9 protein-coding genes are annotated in these 16,916 nt (G+C 48.9%); 8 read left to right on the top strand and 1 reads right to left on the bottom strand.

Annotation, left to right across the window (positions count from 1 at the left end):
* The first annotated feature begins 155 nt into the window (after positions 1–155).
* The 3 genes from H3H32_RS35565 to ppsA all read left to right on the top strand — a co-directional run bounded on the left by H3H32_RS35565 (position 156) and on the right by ppsA (position 3,931).
* Positions 156–749: a dihydrofolate reductase family protein gene (locus H3H32_RS35565; protein ID WP_240543590.1), complete on the top strand. Its 594-nt coding sequence runs from the start codon at positions 156–158 to the stop codon at positions 747–749.
* A 93-nt stretch (positions 750–842) separates the two neighbouring features.
* The gene (locus tag H3H32_RS35560) at positions 843–1,289 is read left to right on the top strand and encodes a MarR family winged helix-turn-helix transcriptional regulator (protein ID WP_182460424.1); all 447 of its coding nucleotides are present in this window, start codon (positions 843–845) and stop codon (positions 1,287–1,289) included.
* Between the two features lie 2 nt (positions 1,290–1,291).
* The gene (gene ppsA, locus H3H32_RS35555) at positions 1,292–3,931 is read left to right on the top strand and encodes a phosphoenolpyruvate synthase (protein WP_182460423.1); all 2,640 of its coding nucleotides are present in this window, start codon (positions 1,292–1,294) and stop codon (positions 3,929–3,931) included.
* Between the two features lie 385 nt (positions 3,932–4,316).
* Here the strand turns inward: ppsA and H3H32_RS35550 are convergent, their stop codons facing one another.
* Positions 4,317–5,489 (bottom strand): hypothetical protein, encoded by a 1,173-nt coding sequence (locus H3H32_RS35550; RefSeq protein ID WP_182460422.1) that lies wholly within the window; start codon positions 5,487–5,489, stop codon positions 4,317–4,319.
* Positions 5,490–5,644: 155 nt separating this feature from the next.
* On the opposite strand from H3H32_RS35550, the gene H3H32_RS35545 reads away from it, so the two are divergent.
* The 5 genes from H3H32_RS35545 (at position 5,645) to H3H32_RS35525 (ending at position 16,655) form a co-directional block, all read left to right on the top strand.
* The gene (locus H3H32_RS35545; RefSeq protein WP_182460421.1) at positions 5,645–6,361 is read left to right on the top strand and encodes a DUF5020 family protein; all 717 of its coding nucleotides are present in this window, start codon (positions 5,645–5,647) and stop codon (positions 6,359–6,361) included.
* 200 nt (positions 6,362–6,561) lie between these two features.
* A complete protein-coding gene (locus H3H32_RS35540; protein WP_182460420.1) occupies positions 6,562–8,988 on the top strand; it encodes an ABC transporter permease in 2,427 nt (808 codons plus the stop codon).
* 106 nt (positions 8,989–9,094) lie between these two features.
* Complete coding sequence (locus tag H3H32_RS35535) at positions 9,095–11,497, top strand: ABC transporter permease (protein ID WP_182460419.1); 2,403 nt, start codon at positions 9,095–9,097, stop codon at positions 11,495–11,497.
* A gap of 269 nt (positions 11,498–11,766) precedes the next feature.
* Positions 11,767–14,172, top strand: coding sequence for an ABC transporter permease (locus H3H32_RS35530; RefSeq protein WP_182460418.1), 2,406 nt, complete (start codon positions 11,767–11,769; stop codon positions 14,170–14,172).
* Between the two features lie 104 nt (positions 14,173–14,276).
* Positions 14,277–16,655: an ABC transporter permease gene (locus H3H32_RS35525; protein WP_182460417.1), complete on the top strand. Its 2,379-nt coding sequence runs from the start codon at positions 14,277–14,279 to the stop codon at positions 16,653–16,655.
* Positions 16,656–16,916 lie beyond the last annotated feature (261 nt).

Here is a 16,916-nt window from a genome sequence, read left to right as displayed (position 1 = left end):
TCTGTAGCCGTCAACGGCAATGTTAATAGGAAGTTTGGTTGATATACGAGTATGGCGAATGACAGCGATATCTTTGAGTTTTGGGAATCTGCCTTTATCGAAAAACAGGCGATGTGGGACTTTGAGCCATTAGTCAACCAAAACCGTTGTAGCCAATGTTAGATGACAGTTCAGGTACGCCAGCCCCATTTACGGTTACCATACACATGGTATCAAGCCTTGACGGATTTGTTGCGAAAAAAGACAACAGCGTTTCCTGGTTTGAGACGCCCGACTACTACGAAAAAGGCGTTGAACTGACCGAACAGGCAACCCAGGAGTTTCTCAAAACAATCGATTGCTATGTAATGGGATCGCGCACCTACGAGCACGCGCTGGATCTGTCAAAAGCATACGGGTGGGCCTATGGCGACGTACCGACCATTGTAGTCACCCAGCGAGACCTGCCAATCGACAGACCAACCGTTGAAACGTATTCGGGCGATCTGTACAACCTGGTAAATCAACGTCTGAAACCAAACTACAAGACGGTTTGGGTGGTGGGTGGCCCCGCGCTTGCAACGGCGTTTATCCAGTTAAAACTGGTGGACGAACTAAGACTATCCATTTTGCCCATTACGCTAGGCGACGGAATCCGTTTTTTCGAGCAGATGCCTCAAGAACAACCCTTTCACCTTAAAGACGTAACAGCCTACAAAAGCGGTATGGTAGAGCTACGTTACGAATTGACTCCCAATAGCCCTCTCTGACCATTCCTGTGCTAGTTTTTTCCAAAACGATTTGGATAGATTATCTAGCTAACATTATCTTTGCCACTAAGATATTTAGCAACAAAGATAATTATGGATCATGACGCGGTAAGAAAGCTCAGTCAACAGTATGCTTACACCTCTATTCAGATGCACGAAGCTGTTGCCCGAAAGGCAGGACTTCCGGGGACTGATCATAAATACCTGGGATTTCTCTTACAAAAAGGACAGATGACAGCGGGCGAACTAGCCAGTTTAACCGGCCTGACAACAGGTGCCGTTACTGGCTTGATCGACCGGTTTGAGAAGAAAAACCTCGTGCAACGGCAATTCGCGGAAGACGACCGACGTAAGGTCATCATTGTGCCAAACACGGAGAACATAATGGCACTTATCGCACCGCTTTATAAGGAATTCCGGAGCAAGTCAGGAGAATTGCTCGCTTCATTCTCCGACGAGGAAATCAACGTCATCGCCACCTACTTTTCAAAGGCCATCGACATAATGACCGCAACTACAAATACCCTCAACGAAAAATAGACATGAAAAACACAAGCCCTTACCTAGTTGACTTTCAAGATATTGACAAAACAAAATTTACCCTGGTCGGCGGAAAAGGTGCGAATCTGGGGGAGCTTTCCAGAATCGAAGGAATCCTTGTACCGGCTGGCTTTTGCATTTCTACCGAAGCATTTAAACGGGTCATTGGGGAAACGTCGTCGATTAAAGAACTGCTGGATCAGTTGTCGCTCCTGATGGTGGAAGATCGGGATAAAATCGGTGCATTGAGTGGTGAGATTCGTAGAGTTATCGAAGGGATCGCCATTCCTCATGACATTACTGACGAAATCACTAGTCACCTGTCTCGGCTTGGCGAAGAAAATGCCTACGCCGTACGATCCAGTGCAACAGCGGAGGATTTACCGACGGCCTCGTTTGCAGGCCAACAGGATACATACCTGAACATTATCGGGAAAGAGGCAATTCTGGCGCATATCAGCAAGTGCTGGGCATCGTTGTTTACCGAGCGAGCGGTCATTTACCGTCTTCAAAACAACTTCGATCATCGTAAAGTCCAGCTGGCGGTAGTGGTGCAGAAGATGGTTTTCCCGCAAACGGCAGGTATTCTATTTACGGCCGACCCCGTCACGTCTAACCGGAAAGTAATATCCATTGATGCCAGCTTCGGATTGGGCGAAGCATTGGTTTCTGGACTTGTCAATGCGGATACCTATAAAGTGCGCAACGGTCAGGTTACCGATAAGCGAATAGCCACCAAGAAACTGGCTATTTATGCTTTAAACGAGGGCGGCACGAACCAGCAGGCGCTTTCACCTGAGCAACAAAACAAGCCAGCGCTGACGGATGACCAGATTATACAGCTTGCCGCTATGGGCAGAACAATCGAAGCTCATTTCGGCAGCCCTCAGGACATCGAATGGTGTTTGGCCGATGACACGTTTTATAGTGTCCAGAGTCGGCCCATCACTACGCTATTCCCGATTCCTGCGGCAGGCGATCCTGAAGCGAATAATACCGAACCGCGTGTCTATGTATCGGTCGGTCATCAGCAAATGATGACCGACGCCATGAAACCATTGGGCTTATCGTTATGGCAGCTGACCGCTGCCCGTCCTATGTATATAGCTGGCGGGCGGTTGTTTGTTGATGTCACGCAAATGGTAACGTCCGCTGAGGGCCGGGAAATTTTGTTTAATGTTCTGGGCAAATCCGATCCGCTCGTAAAAGATGCCCTTATGACCCTTTTGGAGCGGGGAGATATGTTCCCTTCCTTACCACCGGATCAGCCGAAACAGAGTTCCGGCAAACCCAATACCGATAAGTCGTCTGCCGATTTTAAAACCCTAACGGAATACGATCCGGCCATCGTTTCTGAGCTGATTACGCACAGTCAAACATCGATAAACGAGTTAAAACAGGCCATCCAAACAAAATCGGGGCCGGATGTAATTGACTTTATTCTGGACGACAAGGATCAATTAAGGCAGAGCCTGGCTGATTCACAAAGTTTTGGCGTGATTATGACAGCGATGAATGCCGCATCCTGGATCAATGCCAATATGGAGGAGTGGCTGGGCGAAAAAAATGCAGCGGATACGCTTTCTCAATCGGTGCCAAACAATATTACGTCAGAGATGGGCCTCGCGCTCTTGGATGTCGCCGATGTGATCCGCCCTTACCCGGCAGTCATTGAGTATCTGCAAACGGTAAAGGAGAATAACTCGCTGGATGAACTGGTTACGTTTACTGGTGGCAAGGAAGCCAAGAATGCGATCGATACTTTCCTCAGCAAATACGGAATGCGATGTGCCGGAGAAATTGATATTACGCGAACACGCTGGAGCGAAAAACCAACGACCTTTATCCCACTGATTCTTAGCAACATCAAAAATTTTCCACCAAATGCCGCTACCCAAAAGTTTGAGCAGGGAAAACAGGAAGCGTTAAAAAAAGAACAGGAGTTATTGGCTCGATTGGCCCAACTACCGGATGGCGAACAAAAAACAGAAGAAACCAAACGAAAGATCGATTTGGTTCGGAATTTTGCTGGTTATCGCGAATACCCGAAATACGCCATGGTGAATCGCTATTTCATTTACAAACAGGCGTTACTGAAAGAAGCCGAACAGCTCGTACAGGCCGGTATGATTCAGTCAACAGACGATATTTATTACCTCACGCTTGAGGAACTTCGCGAGGTTGTGCTCACTCACACACTGGATTACCAGATTATCGACCAACGTAAAGACGAGTTCAAATCCTACGAAAAACTAACTCCTCCCCGCGTGGTTACGTCAGACGGAGAAGTCCTTTCAGGTGCCTATAAACGAGAAAATCTCCCAGCCAATGCCATTGCCGGTCTGGCTGTTTCGTCCGGCATTATTGAGGGGCGAGCCCGCGTCATCCTAACCATGGAGGCTGCCAATCTGGAAGACGGCGATATATTAGTCACCACCTTTACCGACCCAAGCTGGACGCCTTTATTTGTCTCCATAAAAGGCCTGATCACCGAGGTGGGTGGCCTGATGACCCATGGCGCTGTTATCGCCCGTGAATATGGCATACCCGCCGTTGTCAGTGTAGAAAATGCAACCAAACTGATCAAAGACGGGCAACGTATTCGCGTGAATGGAACGGAAGGGTATGTAGAGATTTTGTAAGGGTCTGCCATTTGAACATACCCATCCGCCATTTGGATACGTTCCACTCGTTACGGGTTCTGAACTTTGTGTTAGAAAAGTAACCAGCATAAACCATGAACGTAACACTCATCAGAACAACTCGCCACCACAACCTTATCTGTCAGCGAAATCGCCTAGGCACTGGGCTTCGACTACCCCCAATCATTCAACAAACTTTTCAAGAACAAAACGAACACCTCCCCGCTGGAATATCGGCAATCGTTTAAGTAGGGTATGGGATGTGGCGTCAGATGCTTACATCTGACGCTCGTCAGGTTTCTCAAAACCTAACGGTACGAACAGTAGGTTTTGAGAAACCTACCAGTGTCGGTTAAAAGTAACCGACACCACAAATACCAGCATTCTACTCACACCGCTGCCCATCCAGCCGAAAATACCGGACAGAAACGGGCATCGCGGCTGTAGAATCGACAAAGCCTTTCAGGGCAAACAAGCCGATGTATTTTGGAGACATTTCGAATTCATAGCTGGTTATTTCCTTGAACGAGAAATTATCGACGGGGCTAACCGAGTATAATAGTCGGAATTTCGCAGCCTGCTTTTCGATCCGAAACGCAAGGTTTTTCAGGTTGGTGGTAGCGATCCGTCGATCATTGGCGTTAGCTAGTGGGAATAAGGGCTGATGAACGAACTCTTCCAGATTTTTATCGCCTTTACCGTAGGAAGCAATGGCCTGAATAAGGATTTCGCCGGGTTTGTTGTAGCCGCCAAAATAATCGTTGTAAGAGAGCGATAGCCGAATACTTTTGCCAGTAAACAGTGTGTCTTCCAGCAACAGAAGCCCCGCTTGCTGCCAGTTTCCAGTAGGTACAAAATCCGAAAAGTGAACTTCCGTTCGGAAACAATCCGTCTGGATTTCACGCAATAGCAAATTTTGCACCCGTGGTGTTTCACCCGTTTTGGGCCAGTTATCCCCTTTGAGCGTGAATAACGTCAGGCGACCCGGCTGCTCCGCCTTTCGATTCCAATACTGATTGTTTTTATCCTGAACAAACCAGCCGTTTTTAGATAGAGAGGCATCATCTATCACCTGAAAATCATCCTGAATCTGCTTAACGGATGATTGCCGAAAAAACAGAAACCCACCAATTACTACCACTAAAAAACTGCCCGCAACGATAGCGAGCCAATGTCTCTTTTGGGGAACACTGACGGCTACTTCAGGTCTGGGTCGCTGAATCACCTGTTCGCGATAACGGAACCAGTACGGAAAATGCTCTTCCAGCTTTTTTCGCTCGGCTTCTGTTGTAACCGGCGCGTTGAGCACGTAACGCGCCAATGTATCGAGCGTAGCCATCGACGGATTTTCCTGCTTATCGGGCGAGGGGTTAAGTACGAAAGCGACATAGTTTTTCACGCTCCGCCAACCGATCACTAAGCCGGTACGTTCTTCTATTTCGGTACTCAAGTGCTTGCTCTCTGGCTCCGAAAGTGGGTTGTCCAGTGAATGTCCAAAGCATTTCATGACTACCGCATTGACTAAATCAGCAAACGCTCTACGGTCAAATTCATCCATAAATGTACCTATGGGCTTGAGCCCGTATTTTATTCCAGTTCATACACGGGCTAAAGCTCGTGGGTACAGCAGAATTCACAATTCCGTGACGTTTCCGCCTGAATTCCGCTCATTTTTCACGCAACGACGAAGATTTACCGAAAAATTCATCGTCCATGAAAACCGCTTTGTTTGTTATTTTCTGTGCGCTAACGTTGGCTGGTCAAGCGCAACAACTCCAACTCCATTACGACTTCCGGCATTCGCTCAACCCCGAATTGAATCGAACCAACTTCGCATCACTCACCTTCGAATACTTCAAGGGAAACGATTCAACGGGTTCTTTCCTATTCAAGATGCAAACCGACTTATCCGGTGAAAATAACAATGTCGGACAAGTTTTCCTGCAGGTCTCCAAGAATATCCGCTACTGGAAGCCTAAAGTTGAGTTGGCGCTGACGTACAGTGGCGGCCTAGGTGTTGCTCCTCCAGCGTATGGGTTTTATATCACCAACACGTTTGGCATTGGAGCGGCTTATCCGTTTACCTGGAAAGGTGCCTGGTTCACAACGAGTCTGGTTTGCCGGACAAGTTTTTTCCCAAAACCAAGTCATGACCCCCAATTCACATTCTACTTCGGGCGGGGCTTTTTTAAGTACCGGATTATAGTCGCCGGAAGTCTGGTTGCGTGGAGTGAAAATCGGAATCAGGGCAACGATTTCACGAAAGACCAGAGCGGCAAAAAAGTTGCCTTTTTCGGTGATCCCCAATGTTGGGTAAAGCTCACAAAGTCGATTTCTGTCGGCTCCCGAATCAATCTGTTTTACCACACGCTGACGAACGAAAATCAATTACAAGTATATCCTACGCTGGCGCTGAAGAATCAGTTTTAATGTAGAGACGCATCTTTGCGTCTCCTCTCGCGTCAGCCATTAGTGTCCATATACAGAAAACCATCTGGACGAAAAGCCGTCCGGTCAGGGAGACGCAAAGATGCGTCTCTACGCAAAAACCTTAACATTTTTTAACGATCTGTCAATCAGAACAGTGAATACCTTCGCAGCAACAAACTGACTGCTAAATCCTTCACGTTATGCTGCAGAACTACCTCAAAATTGCCCTTCGCAACCTCCTCCGCCGACGGTTCTATGCGCTTGTAACGCTGCTCGGCCTGACGGTTGGCATCACGTTTTTGCTGCTCATTGGCAACTACATTCAGGGCGAGCTGGCGGTCAATAAAACCCTTCGACATTCAGGCCAGCAATACTTGGTGCAGAGCCACTGGAAAGAAGCAGCCATGGGAATGGATATTACGACGCTGGCTCCCATTGGTCCGACGCTCAAGCAGTTGTATCCGAATCTGGTTGCCAACTACTACCGATTCTATGGCGTAACCGCTATCATCTCTAAAGACGAAAAGCACTTTCGGGAAAGTATTCAGGTGAGCGACTCAACCATGCTGCCCATGTTTGGTTTTCCAATGGCGTATGGTGATCCCCAAACAGCCCTCCTTGAACCGAACTCCATTGTCATCACAGCGGCTGTTGCGCAGAAATTTTTCGGTAAAACCGATGTACTTCGACAACAACTGACGGTACAAACGCCTGCCAGTGGCAAACAGGTTTTTACTGTTACAGGTGTATTGCAGGACCTGCAAAAAAATAGCGTTACGGATCTGGTGCCCGTACCAAATCAGGTCTTTATCCCAATGCGCAACATTGGTTATTTCACACCCGAAGCCAGCATGCGTTCGTGGCAGAACCAGTATATTCCAACCTATCTGGAACTACAACCCGGCGTCACTGCCGATCAACTGACTCAACCCATTGCCCAGGTTTTAGCCACCAATGCGCCACCGGGTTTCAAGGAAAATCTGCAAGTTTCGCTTAGCCCCTTGACAACGTTTTACCTGAAAGGCAGCAATGGTCTGGTCGAAAAAATGGTGCTCACGCTGACGCTAATTGCCGTTTTTATCCTGCTGATGGCCATAGTCAACTTTGTGAATATCACCATTGGTATATCGGCCACGCGTTTGCGCGAGATTGGCGTCAGGAAGGCACTTGGGGGCTTAAAACGACAACTGATTGGGCAATTTCTGGCCGAAGCCCTGCTACTAACAACTGGCGCTACAGTACTGGCCTTAGGCTGTCATGAGTTGTTCCGGTCTACCTTCGCCGACTTGCTGGAGCGGCCAATTCCATCGCTGATTACCTGGTCGCCAATGGCGTATATCGTGTTAGTTGGTTGCGTGCTCCTGATCGGCTTTCTGGCAGGCGGCTATCCGGCATTTGTACTCTCGGCGCTGCCTTCGGTTGAGTCCTTAAAAGGGAAACTGACGGAGTCGGTGCAGAAAGGAATTGGCCTGCGTCGGGCATTGATTGTCTTCCAGTTCACGGTCGCCATTTTCGTATTTGTAGGGGCTATGGTGATCAGTCGGCAGGTAGCTTATTTTTTCAGCAAGAACCTGGGCTACCAGAAAGAACAGATCCTGACGGTGGCCTCTGTCCCGCGCGATTGGTCGAAGGATGGCGTGCAACGGATGGAAGGCGTTCGAAATCAGCTTGCGCGCATTCCCGGCGTGAGCAACGTAAGTTTTTCGTTTATTATTCCCGATGGTAAAAGCAGTGGGAGCGGTCAGGTGTTCAGACACGGACGCGATAGTACGGCGTCTGCTACGGTTGAGGTGCTAACCACTGACGAGCACTTTGCCAAAACGTATGGACTTCAATTACAGGCTGGTCAGTTTTTCCACGAAAACGGCGGAGGGTATGACTCAACGCGCGTGGTGTTAAATGAATCAGCGATCAAAGCGCTGGGTTGGCATGAGCCAGCCGAAGCAATTGGTCAACTTGTGCGGTTTCCGGGGGGCAATATTCCGCTTCGAGTAGATGGCGTTCTAAAGGATTTTCATTTTGGCTCGTTGCATCAAACCATCAGTCCACTCATTTTTATTCATGTCCGCGCCAACCCTATTTATCGTTATTTCTCTTTTAAGCTTGCTCCCGGCAGCGCCGAGCATTTGCAGGAAACGATAGCTTCGATTAACAAGGAGTGGACGCGATTATTCCCCGATGCGCCATTCGAGTATTCGTTCATGGACGATACGCTCCAGAAACTTTACCAAACCGAAAAACAACTCCAAAAAGCCTCCCGACTGGCGACCACGTTAGCCCTGATTATTGTGCTGTTGGGAGTTTTAGGATTGGTTTCGCTGAACGTAACCCGACGTACCAAAGAGATCGGAATTCGTAAAGTATTGGGCTCTTCGACAATCAGCATTGTCAATCTGTTCATGAAAGAATTTGTACTGATCCTGGTCATCGCTAATATTATCGCCTGGCCGTTGGCCTACTATCTGCTAAGCGATTGGCTCACGCACTTTGCCTATCGGACGGATTTATCGTGGTCACCCTTTGTACTGGTGGCGTTTATTCTGGCGCTATTAACGGGACTGGTTGTAAGTGTTCAGGCCATCCGGGCAGCAAGAGTGAACCCGGTGAAGAGTTTGCGTAGTGAGTGATGTTTGTAGAGACGCAATCCCTTGCGTCTCCTTATGCGTCAGCAATTTTCCAGCAAAAAACCATCCGGATAAGGAGACGCAAGGGATTGCGTCTCTACAAAAAATCATGCTACGCTCATACCTTAAAATAGCCCTCCGGAACCTGCGTTCACAACGTGGATATACGGCTTTAAACGTAATTGGCCTAACCATTGGCATGGCGGGCGGATTGCTCATTTTTCTGTTTATCCGGCATCACCTCAGCACCGATCGGTACCACACTAAATTCGACCGTATTTACCGGATTGTGGTCGATTTACACCTTGATGATGGCTCCGTTGAACAGTATCCCGAAGCCCCCTTACCAATGGCCAAAACCCTGCGAACCGACTACCCACAGGTTGAGCAAGCGGCTTTTTTAAATGTCAATCGGTCGCTGACCGTTAGTGTGCCTCAACCCGGACAGGCTGCTCCTGTACGCTTTCTGGAACACGACGAGACGGCTCTTGTTGAAGGGGAGTTCTTCCAGATTTTCGACTATCAATGGCTAAGTGGCAATCCGAAAACGGCGCTCCAGGCACCCAACACCGTTGTCATAACCGAGTCGTGGGCCAAGCGGTATTTTGGTGCCAGCAACCCCATAGGCCGAGTCATTGAGTTGGAACACAAAGTCAATGCGACCATAACGGGCCTAATTGCCGACCCGACGAAACCGACCGATACAAACATAGGGTTGTTTATTTCCATGCCCACCATTCGGCAACTCGACCCGGAGTTTAATGTCAATGAATGGGGGCAATTGAACAGCAATTATCGACTGTATTGTACGCTCAAAGACAACTCACCGACCACTGCTCAACAACTTGACGCCACCTTCCCGGCTCTCTCGAAAAAACACTTTGGCGATGTCGCGAATGTCTTTCATTTCCATACCCAACCTCTGGCCGACGTCCATTTTGATGTGGATCGAGTGGGTGGTGTTATTCGGAAATCGTTGCTGTGGTCGCTGGGGTTAATTGGCTTGTTCCTGATCTTGACGGCCTGTATCAACTTCGTCAATCTGGCTACGGCGCAGGCCTTTCGACGGAGTAAAGAAGTGGGCGTTCGTAAAACGCTGGGGAGCTCTCGTACACAACTCGCCTGGCAATTTCTGCTTGAAACCAGTCTGATTGTGGTAATGGCTACCTTATTTTCTATGCTGGTGGCATTTGTAAGCCTACCCTTGTTTAATAACTGGGTCCATATTCAACTTACATTCACGCCCGATGGCCCAATGCTGTTGTTCATCGGGCTATTAATGGGCATCGTCATTTTGCTGGCAGGTGGCTATCCGGCTTTTGTGTTGTCAGGATTCAGCCCTTGGGCCAGTTTGCGGGGAAAACTCACGGCCACGTCGGTGGGTGGTTATTCATTGCGGCAAGGACTAGTCGTTTTGCAGTTTATCGTTTGCCAGGCACTGCTCGTTGGAGCGCTGGTTGTCATGCGGCAAATGCAGTTTATTCATAAAACCGATCTGGGGTTTCAGCAGGATAATGTATTGATTGTTAACCTTCCCTATTCCGAGAAGCAATCCTGGCAGGCGTTTAAAACCGAATTAAGCCAGTATCCCGACATCAAGGCGGTAACCTTACAATACCGCCCGCCATCCGCCAAGGTCATGAACGGCGGTTCGTTCAAATTTGGTTCTAAAAACGACTGGCTTCCCTTCCCCGTCCGCGAGCGGCTCGCCGACGCCGACTACTTAAAAACCTACAACTTACAATTAGTAGCAGGTCGAAACATCGTTGAAGGCGATTCGATTCGGGAGTATGTGATTAACGAAACGTTACTCCATAAACTTGGCTTTCGCAATCCACAGGATATTCTTGGTAAGCGGATGGAGTACTACCTGTCGTCGGTGCCTCTGCCCATCGTGGGCGTCGTGAAGGATTTCCACCAGCGATCGTTGCACGAAGTTATCGGGCCTTGTTTTATTGCTTCGTTCCCCAACATGTATCGGCAGGTGGGCATCCGAATTACAGGCGCATCGTCCACACAAACGCTGGCCCATATCCGGAGCGTCTGGCAGCGATTATACCCAAACGATGTGTTCGAATATGAATTCCTGAACGATCAACTCGCGAAGTTTTACGAAACAGAAACCACCATTTCGCAACTCGTCAACGTGTTCGCTCTAATGGCAATGGTCATTTGCGGGCTTGGTCTTTATGGCCTCGTAGCGTTTACGGTTGGACAGCGAACGAAAGAGATCGGCATACGAAAAGTGCTGGGCGCTTCAGTCGCCAGCATCGTTGGGCTTCTCTCGAAAGATTTTCTAAAGTTGGTCATGCTGGCCATCACGCTGGCTTCTCCCCTCGCCTGGTGGGCCATGACGACCTGGTTGGCGGGTTTTGCCTACAAGATCGACATTGTGTGGTGGATGTTCGTGCTGGCTGGACTGTTCGCTATCGGCATAGCCTTGTTGACGGTCAGTTTCCAGAGCGTGAAGGCTGCCTTGATGAACCCGGTGAAGAGTTTGCGGAATGAGTGAGAACCGGGATTTTTATGATTTAACTGACTGGCTATGATTTTAAATAATTCGGCTTTCTCTGAAAGCTTAATCAGAACAATTCACAAAATCACAGTCAGTCAGTTAAATCAAATAAATCCCGGTTCAGACATTGTCCGCAACTGTACGGAAACCGTCCGTTTGCGGACAACGCTCTTAGCAACGGCAAATTTTCGCCCTGATAATCAATCACTTAAATTTCTGGTACAGCATTTGGGCAGTCTATTCCGACGTCAAATGCTGTACTGATTATGCTACGCAATTATCTGCTGATCGCTTTTCGCAATTTGCGAAAACACAAGACATTCAGTTTTATCAACATTACGGGAGTGGCCGTAGGGTTAGCCTGTTTTCTGCTAATCGCGCTCTACGTTAAGGACGAACTCAGTTACGACCGCTACAATACGAATGCGGATCGTATCTACCGCGTTGCGCGAACCTTTCTTTCTTCAGACGGCGTACCTTCTCTGAAATTAGCGCAGGCAGCCCCTCCATTCGGGCCGCTGATTAAACAGGATTTTCCGGAAGCCGAGCAGGTTGTACGAACCATCGACAACGGTGGACTGGTGAAATACGGCGAACACTCGTTCAACGAGGATGATATGTTTTTTGCCGAAGCCAACCTGTTTAAGGTATTTGATTTTAAACTACTGAGTGGCAATCCAGATCAGGCGCTGGTCAATCCGTTTTCGATTATGTTCTCCCGGCCAATGGCCGAGAAGTATTTCGGAAACGAAAACCCAATCGGGAAAACCGTTCGATTGAACAACCAATTCGACCTGACCGTTACGGGTGTTTATGAGCCATTACCTGCTCAGTCGCACTTCCACCCCAAATTCCTGATGTCGTTTTCCACGTTTAACGACAACCGTGTTTATGGAGCCGAAGGATTACGCACGAACTGGGGCAACAACTCTTTTAATACCTATGTACTGTTGAAGCCTGGTGCCAACCCCAACCGAATGGAAGCGGCTTTCCCGGCTTTTCAGGATACGCATGTACCATCAGGCGAGGGGCGTAAAGCATCGACCTGGTCGGTACTGAATCTGCAAAAACTCACGGACATTCACCTGTATTCGCATACGGATTCAGAGATTGAGCCGACGGGTGATATCAGTTATATCTATTTGTTTTCGGCTATTGGATTATTCATTCTGTTGATCGCCTGCATCAACTACATGAATCTGGCAACAGCTCGTTCGGCAGGGCGAGCCAAAGAGGTTGGGATGCGCAAGGTTGTAGGGGCTTTGCGCGCCCAGCTCATTGGGCAGTTTTTAAGCGAATCCATTGTTCTGGTAACGCTCGCGCTGGGCATCGCCATTTTCTTAGTCGTTCTCGCTTTACCTGCTCTGAACGACTTCACAAAAAAACAACTCGCGTTTCAGCAACTGGTCGATCCTGTTTTCCTCAGTATTCTAATCGGCATTACATTATTGACAGGTCTGGTTGCGGGGAGCTATCCGGCTTTCTTCCTGACTTCTTTTCGGCCACTGGGTGTTTTGAAAGGTCAGATTGCCTCCACTATGCGAACCGGCAAACTACGGCAGGCATTAGTAATTACGCAGTTCGCCATTGCCATTACACTGATTATCAGTACAGCGGTAGTGTATAATCAAATGAAGTACATTCAGGATTATCGATTAGGCTATGCCAAAGATCAAGTCCTACTGTTACCCGATGTGGGTGATTCAACTACGAATTACGAGACACTGAAACAGCAGCTTATCCAAACAGGGGCTGTCAACGGAATGGCTCGTTCGTCCAGAATACCATCGGGTCGGTTGTTAGATTCCGACAATGCTATGGCACCCAAAGGCGATACAATGGCGCCGGTCAAAGTAAATCTGCGGTCGTTGCGGGTGGACTACGATTTTATTTCGGCTTATCAAATTCCGATGGCGGCTGGTCGCAACTTCGACCGCTCTCACTCGACGGATACCTCCATGATTGTCCTAAACGAAACAGCCGTGCGCGAGTTGGGCTGGACGCCCGAACAAGCCATCGGAAAGCCTTTTCAGTACGGTCGAGCCAAAGGTCAGATTATCGGTGTAACGAAAGATTTTCACTTCGAATCGCTACACCAGCAAATGGCCGCTATGGCGATGATCATGGGCACCCAAAATTTCAGATGGGTATCTGTTCCACTTAAAGGGAATATCCCAGCGGCATTGCAACAGGTCGAAACGGTCTGGAAGCGGTTCTTCCCAGAACGTCCGTTCGACTATCAATTCCTGGACGAACGCTTTGACCGGCTTTACAACCGCGAGCAAACGCAGCAAACGCTGTTTAGCATTTTTGCCGGCGTTGCCATTCTGATTTCCTGCCTGGGTTTATTTGGTTTGTCGATGTTTATGGCCGAGCAACGCACCAAGGAAATTGGTATTCGGAAAGTTCTGGGAGCATCGGAGGTGAGTCTGGTGGCCATGTTCTCCAAAGACTTTATGAAATTAGTGGTCGTCGCGCTGATCATTGCCTCGCCCGTCGCCTGGTACGCCATGCACACCTGGCTGGCCGATTTCGCCTATCGCACCGACATTCACTGGTGGGTTTTCCTACTGGCTGGCGGCCTGACCGTATTGATTGCGCTACTAACCGTGAGTTTCCAAAGCGTGAAAGCTGCTTTAACAAATCCGGTGAAGAGTTTACGAAGTGAATAATGTAGAGACGCATCTTTGCGTCTCCTATCGCGTCAGCAATTAGTATCCAGATACAGAAAACCATCCGGGATAGAAGACGCAAAGATGCGTCTCTACACAAAATCATGCTAACTAACTACATTAAAATCGCCTGGCGGAATCTCTGGAAACATAAGCTTTTTTCGGTCATCAATGTCTTTGGCCTTGCTTCCGGCTTAGTCGTTTGCTTTCTGGCCATTGCACATATTAAGGGGTCGTTCGATTACGACAATTTCCACCCCAATCGCGACCGAACGTACCGGATTCTTACGGATGTAGTTGGGAAAGATAACGATGTAACTCCGTTCGCCACATCGCCCATGCCGCTGGCCGAGGTGCTGAAGCGAGAGTACCCGTTTGTGGAAGAAGCCACTCGTGTGAGTAAAACCTATGCCGAGTTTTCGAGCAACCAGAAGCGGTTCATGACCATGTCATACGCGGTCGACCCGAGTTTCTTTCGCATTTTCGGCTATAAGCTCGCCAAAGGTCAGCCCGCTACGGAACCGAATACGGTTGTCCTGACTCGCGAAACTGCCGAAAAGTTTTTTGGTACGGCGAATCCGGTTGGACGGGTTTTACAAAACACCGATTTAGGCCCAATCACGGTCACAGGTGTGTTGGCTGATATGCCCGCTAAGTCGCACCTGGTGTTCGATATGCTGATCTCGCTGCAAACAGCCTGGACTCCGCAACAGCGCGCTTCTTTTGCCGATTGGCGAAACTATCGGACCGGCCTCACTTACGTCTTGCTCAAACCAGGAACTCCTGCCGATGCGCTGGAAAAAGTTTTGCCATCAGTTGTTCATCGGGCAACGCATACATTGCATTTCAAGGACGAAAAGGGGTATAGTCTACGTGTTCAGCCGTTTACGAAACTGTCCCCCGCCCGTCAGGAGCTTATGCACATTACTCATGAGCCTCAGATCGGTGGCCTTTTGTTAGAAGCCAGCGTTGGCTTGCTGACCCTGTTATTAGCGGTCTTCAATTACATTAACCTAACGCTGGCCCGATCGCTGAGTCGCGCCCGCGAGGTGGGGATCCGGAAAGTGGCCGGGGCTGTTCGCTGGCAACTGGTTGGGCAGTTTATGGCGGAGTCGGTTATTCTATCGCTGTTGTCGCTGGGGCTTGCCAATGTCATGCTCGAGTTTATTAAACCCATGCCTTTTGTACAGAAATGGCTTATTAATGGCGTAGAATGGAACTGGCAACTCACGGCGATTTGTGTGGTCTTCAGCGTAGTGGCCGGTTTGTTGGCGGGCATTGCGCCAGCCCGAGTTCTGTCAGGTTTTCAGCCTTCGCAGGTTTTGCGCAGTCAGACAGGCTTACGGATTATCCGGGGGATTTCACTTCGCAAATCGCTGATTGTGGCTCAGTTTGCCATCTCCATGATTGCCATGATTGGCCTGCTATCCATGACTCGACAGATGAACTACATGGCAACAGCCGATTACGGATTCCGGCGCGACCGAGTATTAACCATTCCACTCAACACGATTCCAGCCCAACGACTAGCTAATGAAGTAAACCGGTTGGCGGGTGTTGAACATGTGTCGGGTACGTCGGAATTATTTGGTTCGTTTGGCTATGGTCATTTCGTAAAGCAGAAGCGCAATGCGTTGGATTCGTCAATGGCTTTTGTTTGGGCAACCGATCCTCAATTTATCGCTACAATGGATTTGACATTGCTGGCCGGTCAGAACCTCCCCCCAGCCACGGCCGATTCGGTAGCATCGGGTGGTTCGCGCCTGGTGCTGATCAACGAAGAAGCGGTTAAAACCTTCCGGCTGGGCAATTCTCAGGAAGCAGTTGGTCAATCGTTGTGGCTCAATGATAGTGCTGAGGTCCAGATTGCCGGTGTATTGAAGGATTTCCGCTATACGTCGTTTGCCTGGTCAATCAAACCACTAATTATTCAGAACAACCCAGGCCAATTTCGCTACCTGACCGTTAGTGTAGCGGCTGGTGCCGAAGACGCCGTTCTGGCCGACACCAAACGTATCTGGAAGCGGCTTAGTCCGTATGAACCGTTTGCGGGACAATGGTATTCGGATTTTCTAGAGCAGCGCCATACGCATCCAGAAGACAGAGATTTCATGACGTTACTCCTCTTTTTATCCTTTTCCATTGCCTGTTTGGGCCTGTTGGGTATGGTCACCTACAACACCCAAACCCGTGTGAAGGAAGTAGGCGTACGCAAAGTAATGGGTGCTCAGGTGAGTCAGATAGTCTGGTTGTTATCACGAGATTTTGTGCGATTGCTACTCATTGCGGCTGCGATTGCCCTGCCGATTGGCTATCTGGCAGGCTATGCGTTCCTGAGCAACTTCGCTTACCACGTCCCCCTCGGATTCGAAACCTTCGCCCTTTGCTTTGGCAGTTTACTTTTGCTGGGCGGTCTAACCATCGGCATACGTACTTATCGGGCCGCCCTTGATAATCCGACAGAAAGTTTACGGTCGGAGTAATCTGAACCAGGATTTTTGTGATTTTACTGACCGACTGTGATTTTGTTATTCGGCTTTGCCGAGGAATATGACGAAATCATAGTTGGTCAGTAAAATCATAAAAATCCCGGTTCGGATTGTCCGGCACTGTCCGACCGACGTCCGTTTGCGGACACAATTTCGTCACCCAAAAATCATAAATCATTAGTATTCAGTCACTTGAAATCATGGTACGTCATTTGGTACTGTATTTACAGGCTCTTAGCTTAGCTTGTAAAACAT

The sequence above is a fragment of the Spirosoma foliorum genome (genome assembly GCF_014117325.1).
Taxonomy (GTDB): Bacteria; Bacteroidota; Bacteroidia; order Cytophagales; family Spirosomataceae; genus Spirosoma; species Spirosoma foliorum.
This window is presented reverse-complemented; position numbering and strand designations above follow the sequence as displayed.

Coding starts and splice junctions, on each gene's coding strand:
- H3H32_RS35565 (WP_240543590.1), top strand. CDS start 156: ATGTTAGATGACAGTTCAGGTACGCCAGCCCCATTTACGGTTACCATA.
- H3H32_RS35560 (WP_182460424.1), top strand. CDS start 843: ATGGATCATGACGCGGTAAGAAAGCTCAGTCAACAGTATGCTTACACC.
- ppsA (WP_182460423.1), top strand. CDS start 1,292: ATGAAAAACACAAGCCCTTACCTAGTTGACTTTCAAGATATTGACAAA.
- H3H32_RS35550 (WP_182460422.1), bottom strand. CDS start 5,489: ATGGATGAATTTGACCGTAGAGCGTTTGCTGATTTAGTCAATGCGGTA.
- H3H32_RS35545 (WP_182460421.1), top strand. CDS start 5,645: ATGAAAACCGCTTTGTTTGTTATTTTCTGTGCGCTAACGTTGGCTGGT.
- H3H32_RS35540 (WP_182460420.1), top strand. CDS start 6,562: ATGCTGCAGAACTACCTCAAAATTGCCCTTCGCAACCTCCTCCGCCGA.
- H3H32_RS35535 (WP_182460419.1), top strand. CDS start 9,095: ATGCTACGCTCATACCTTAAAATAGCCCTCCGGAACCTGCGTTCACAA.
- H3H32_RS35530 (WP_182460418.1), top strand. CDS start 11,767: ATGCTACGCAATTATCTGCTGATCGCTTTTCGCAATTTGCGAAAACAC.
- H3H32_RS35525 (WP_182460417.1), top strand. CDS start 14,277: ATGCTAACTAACTACATTAAAATCGCCTGGCGGAATCTCTGGAAACAT.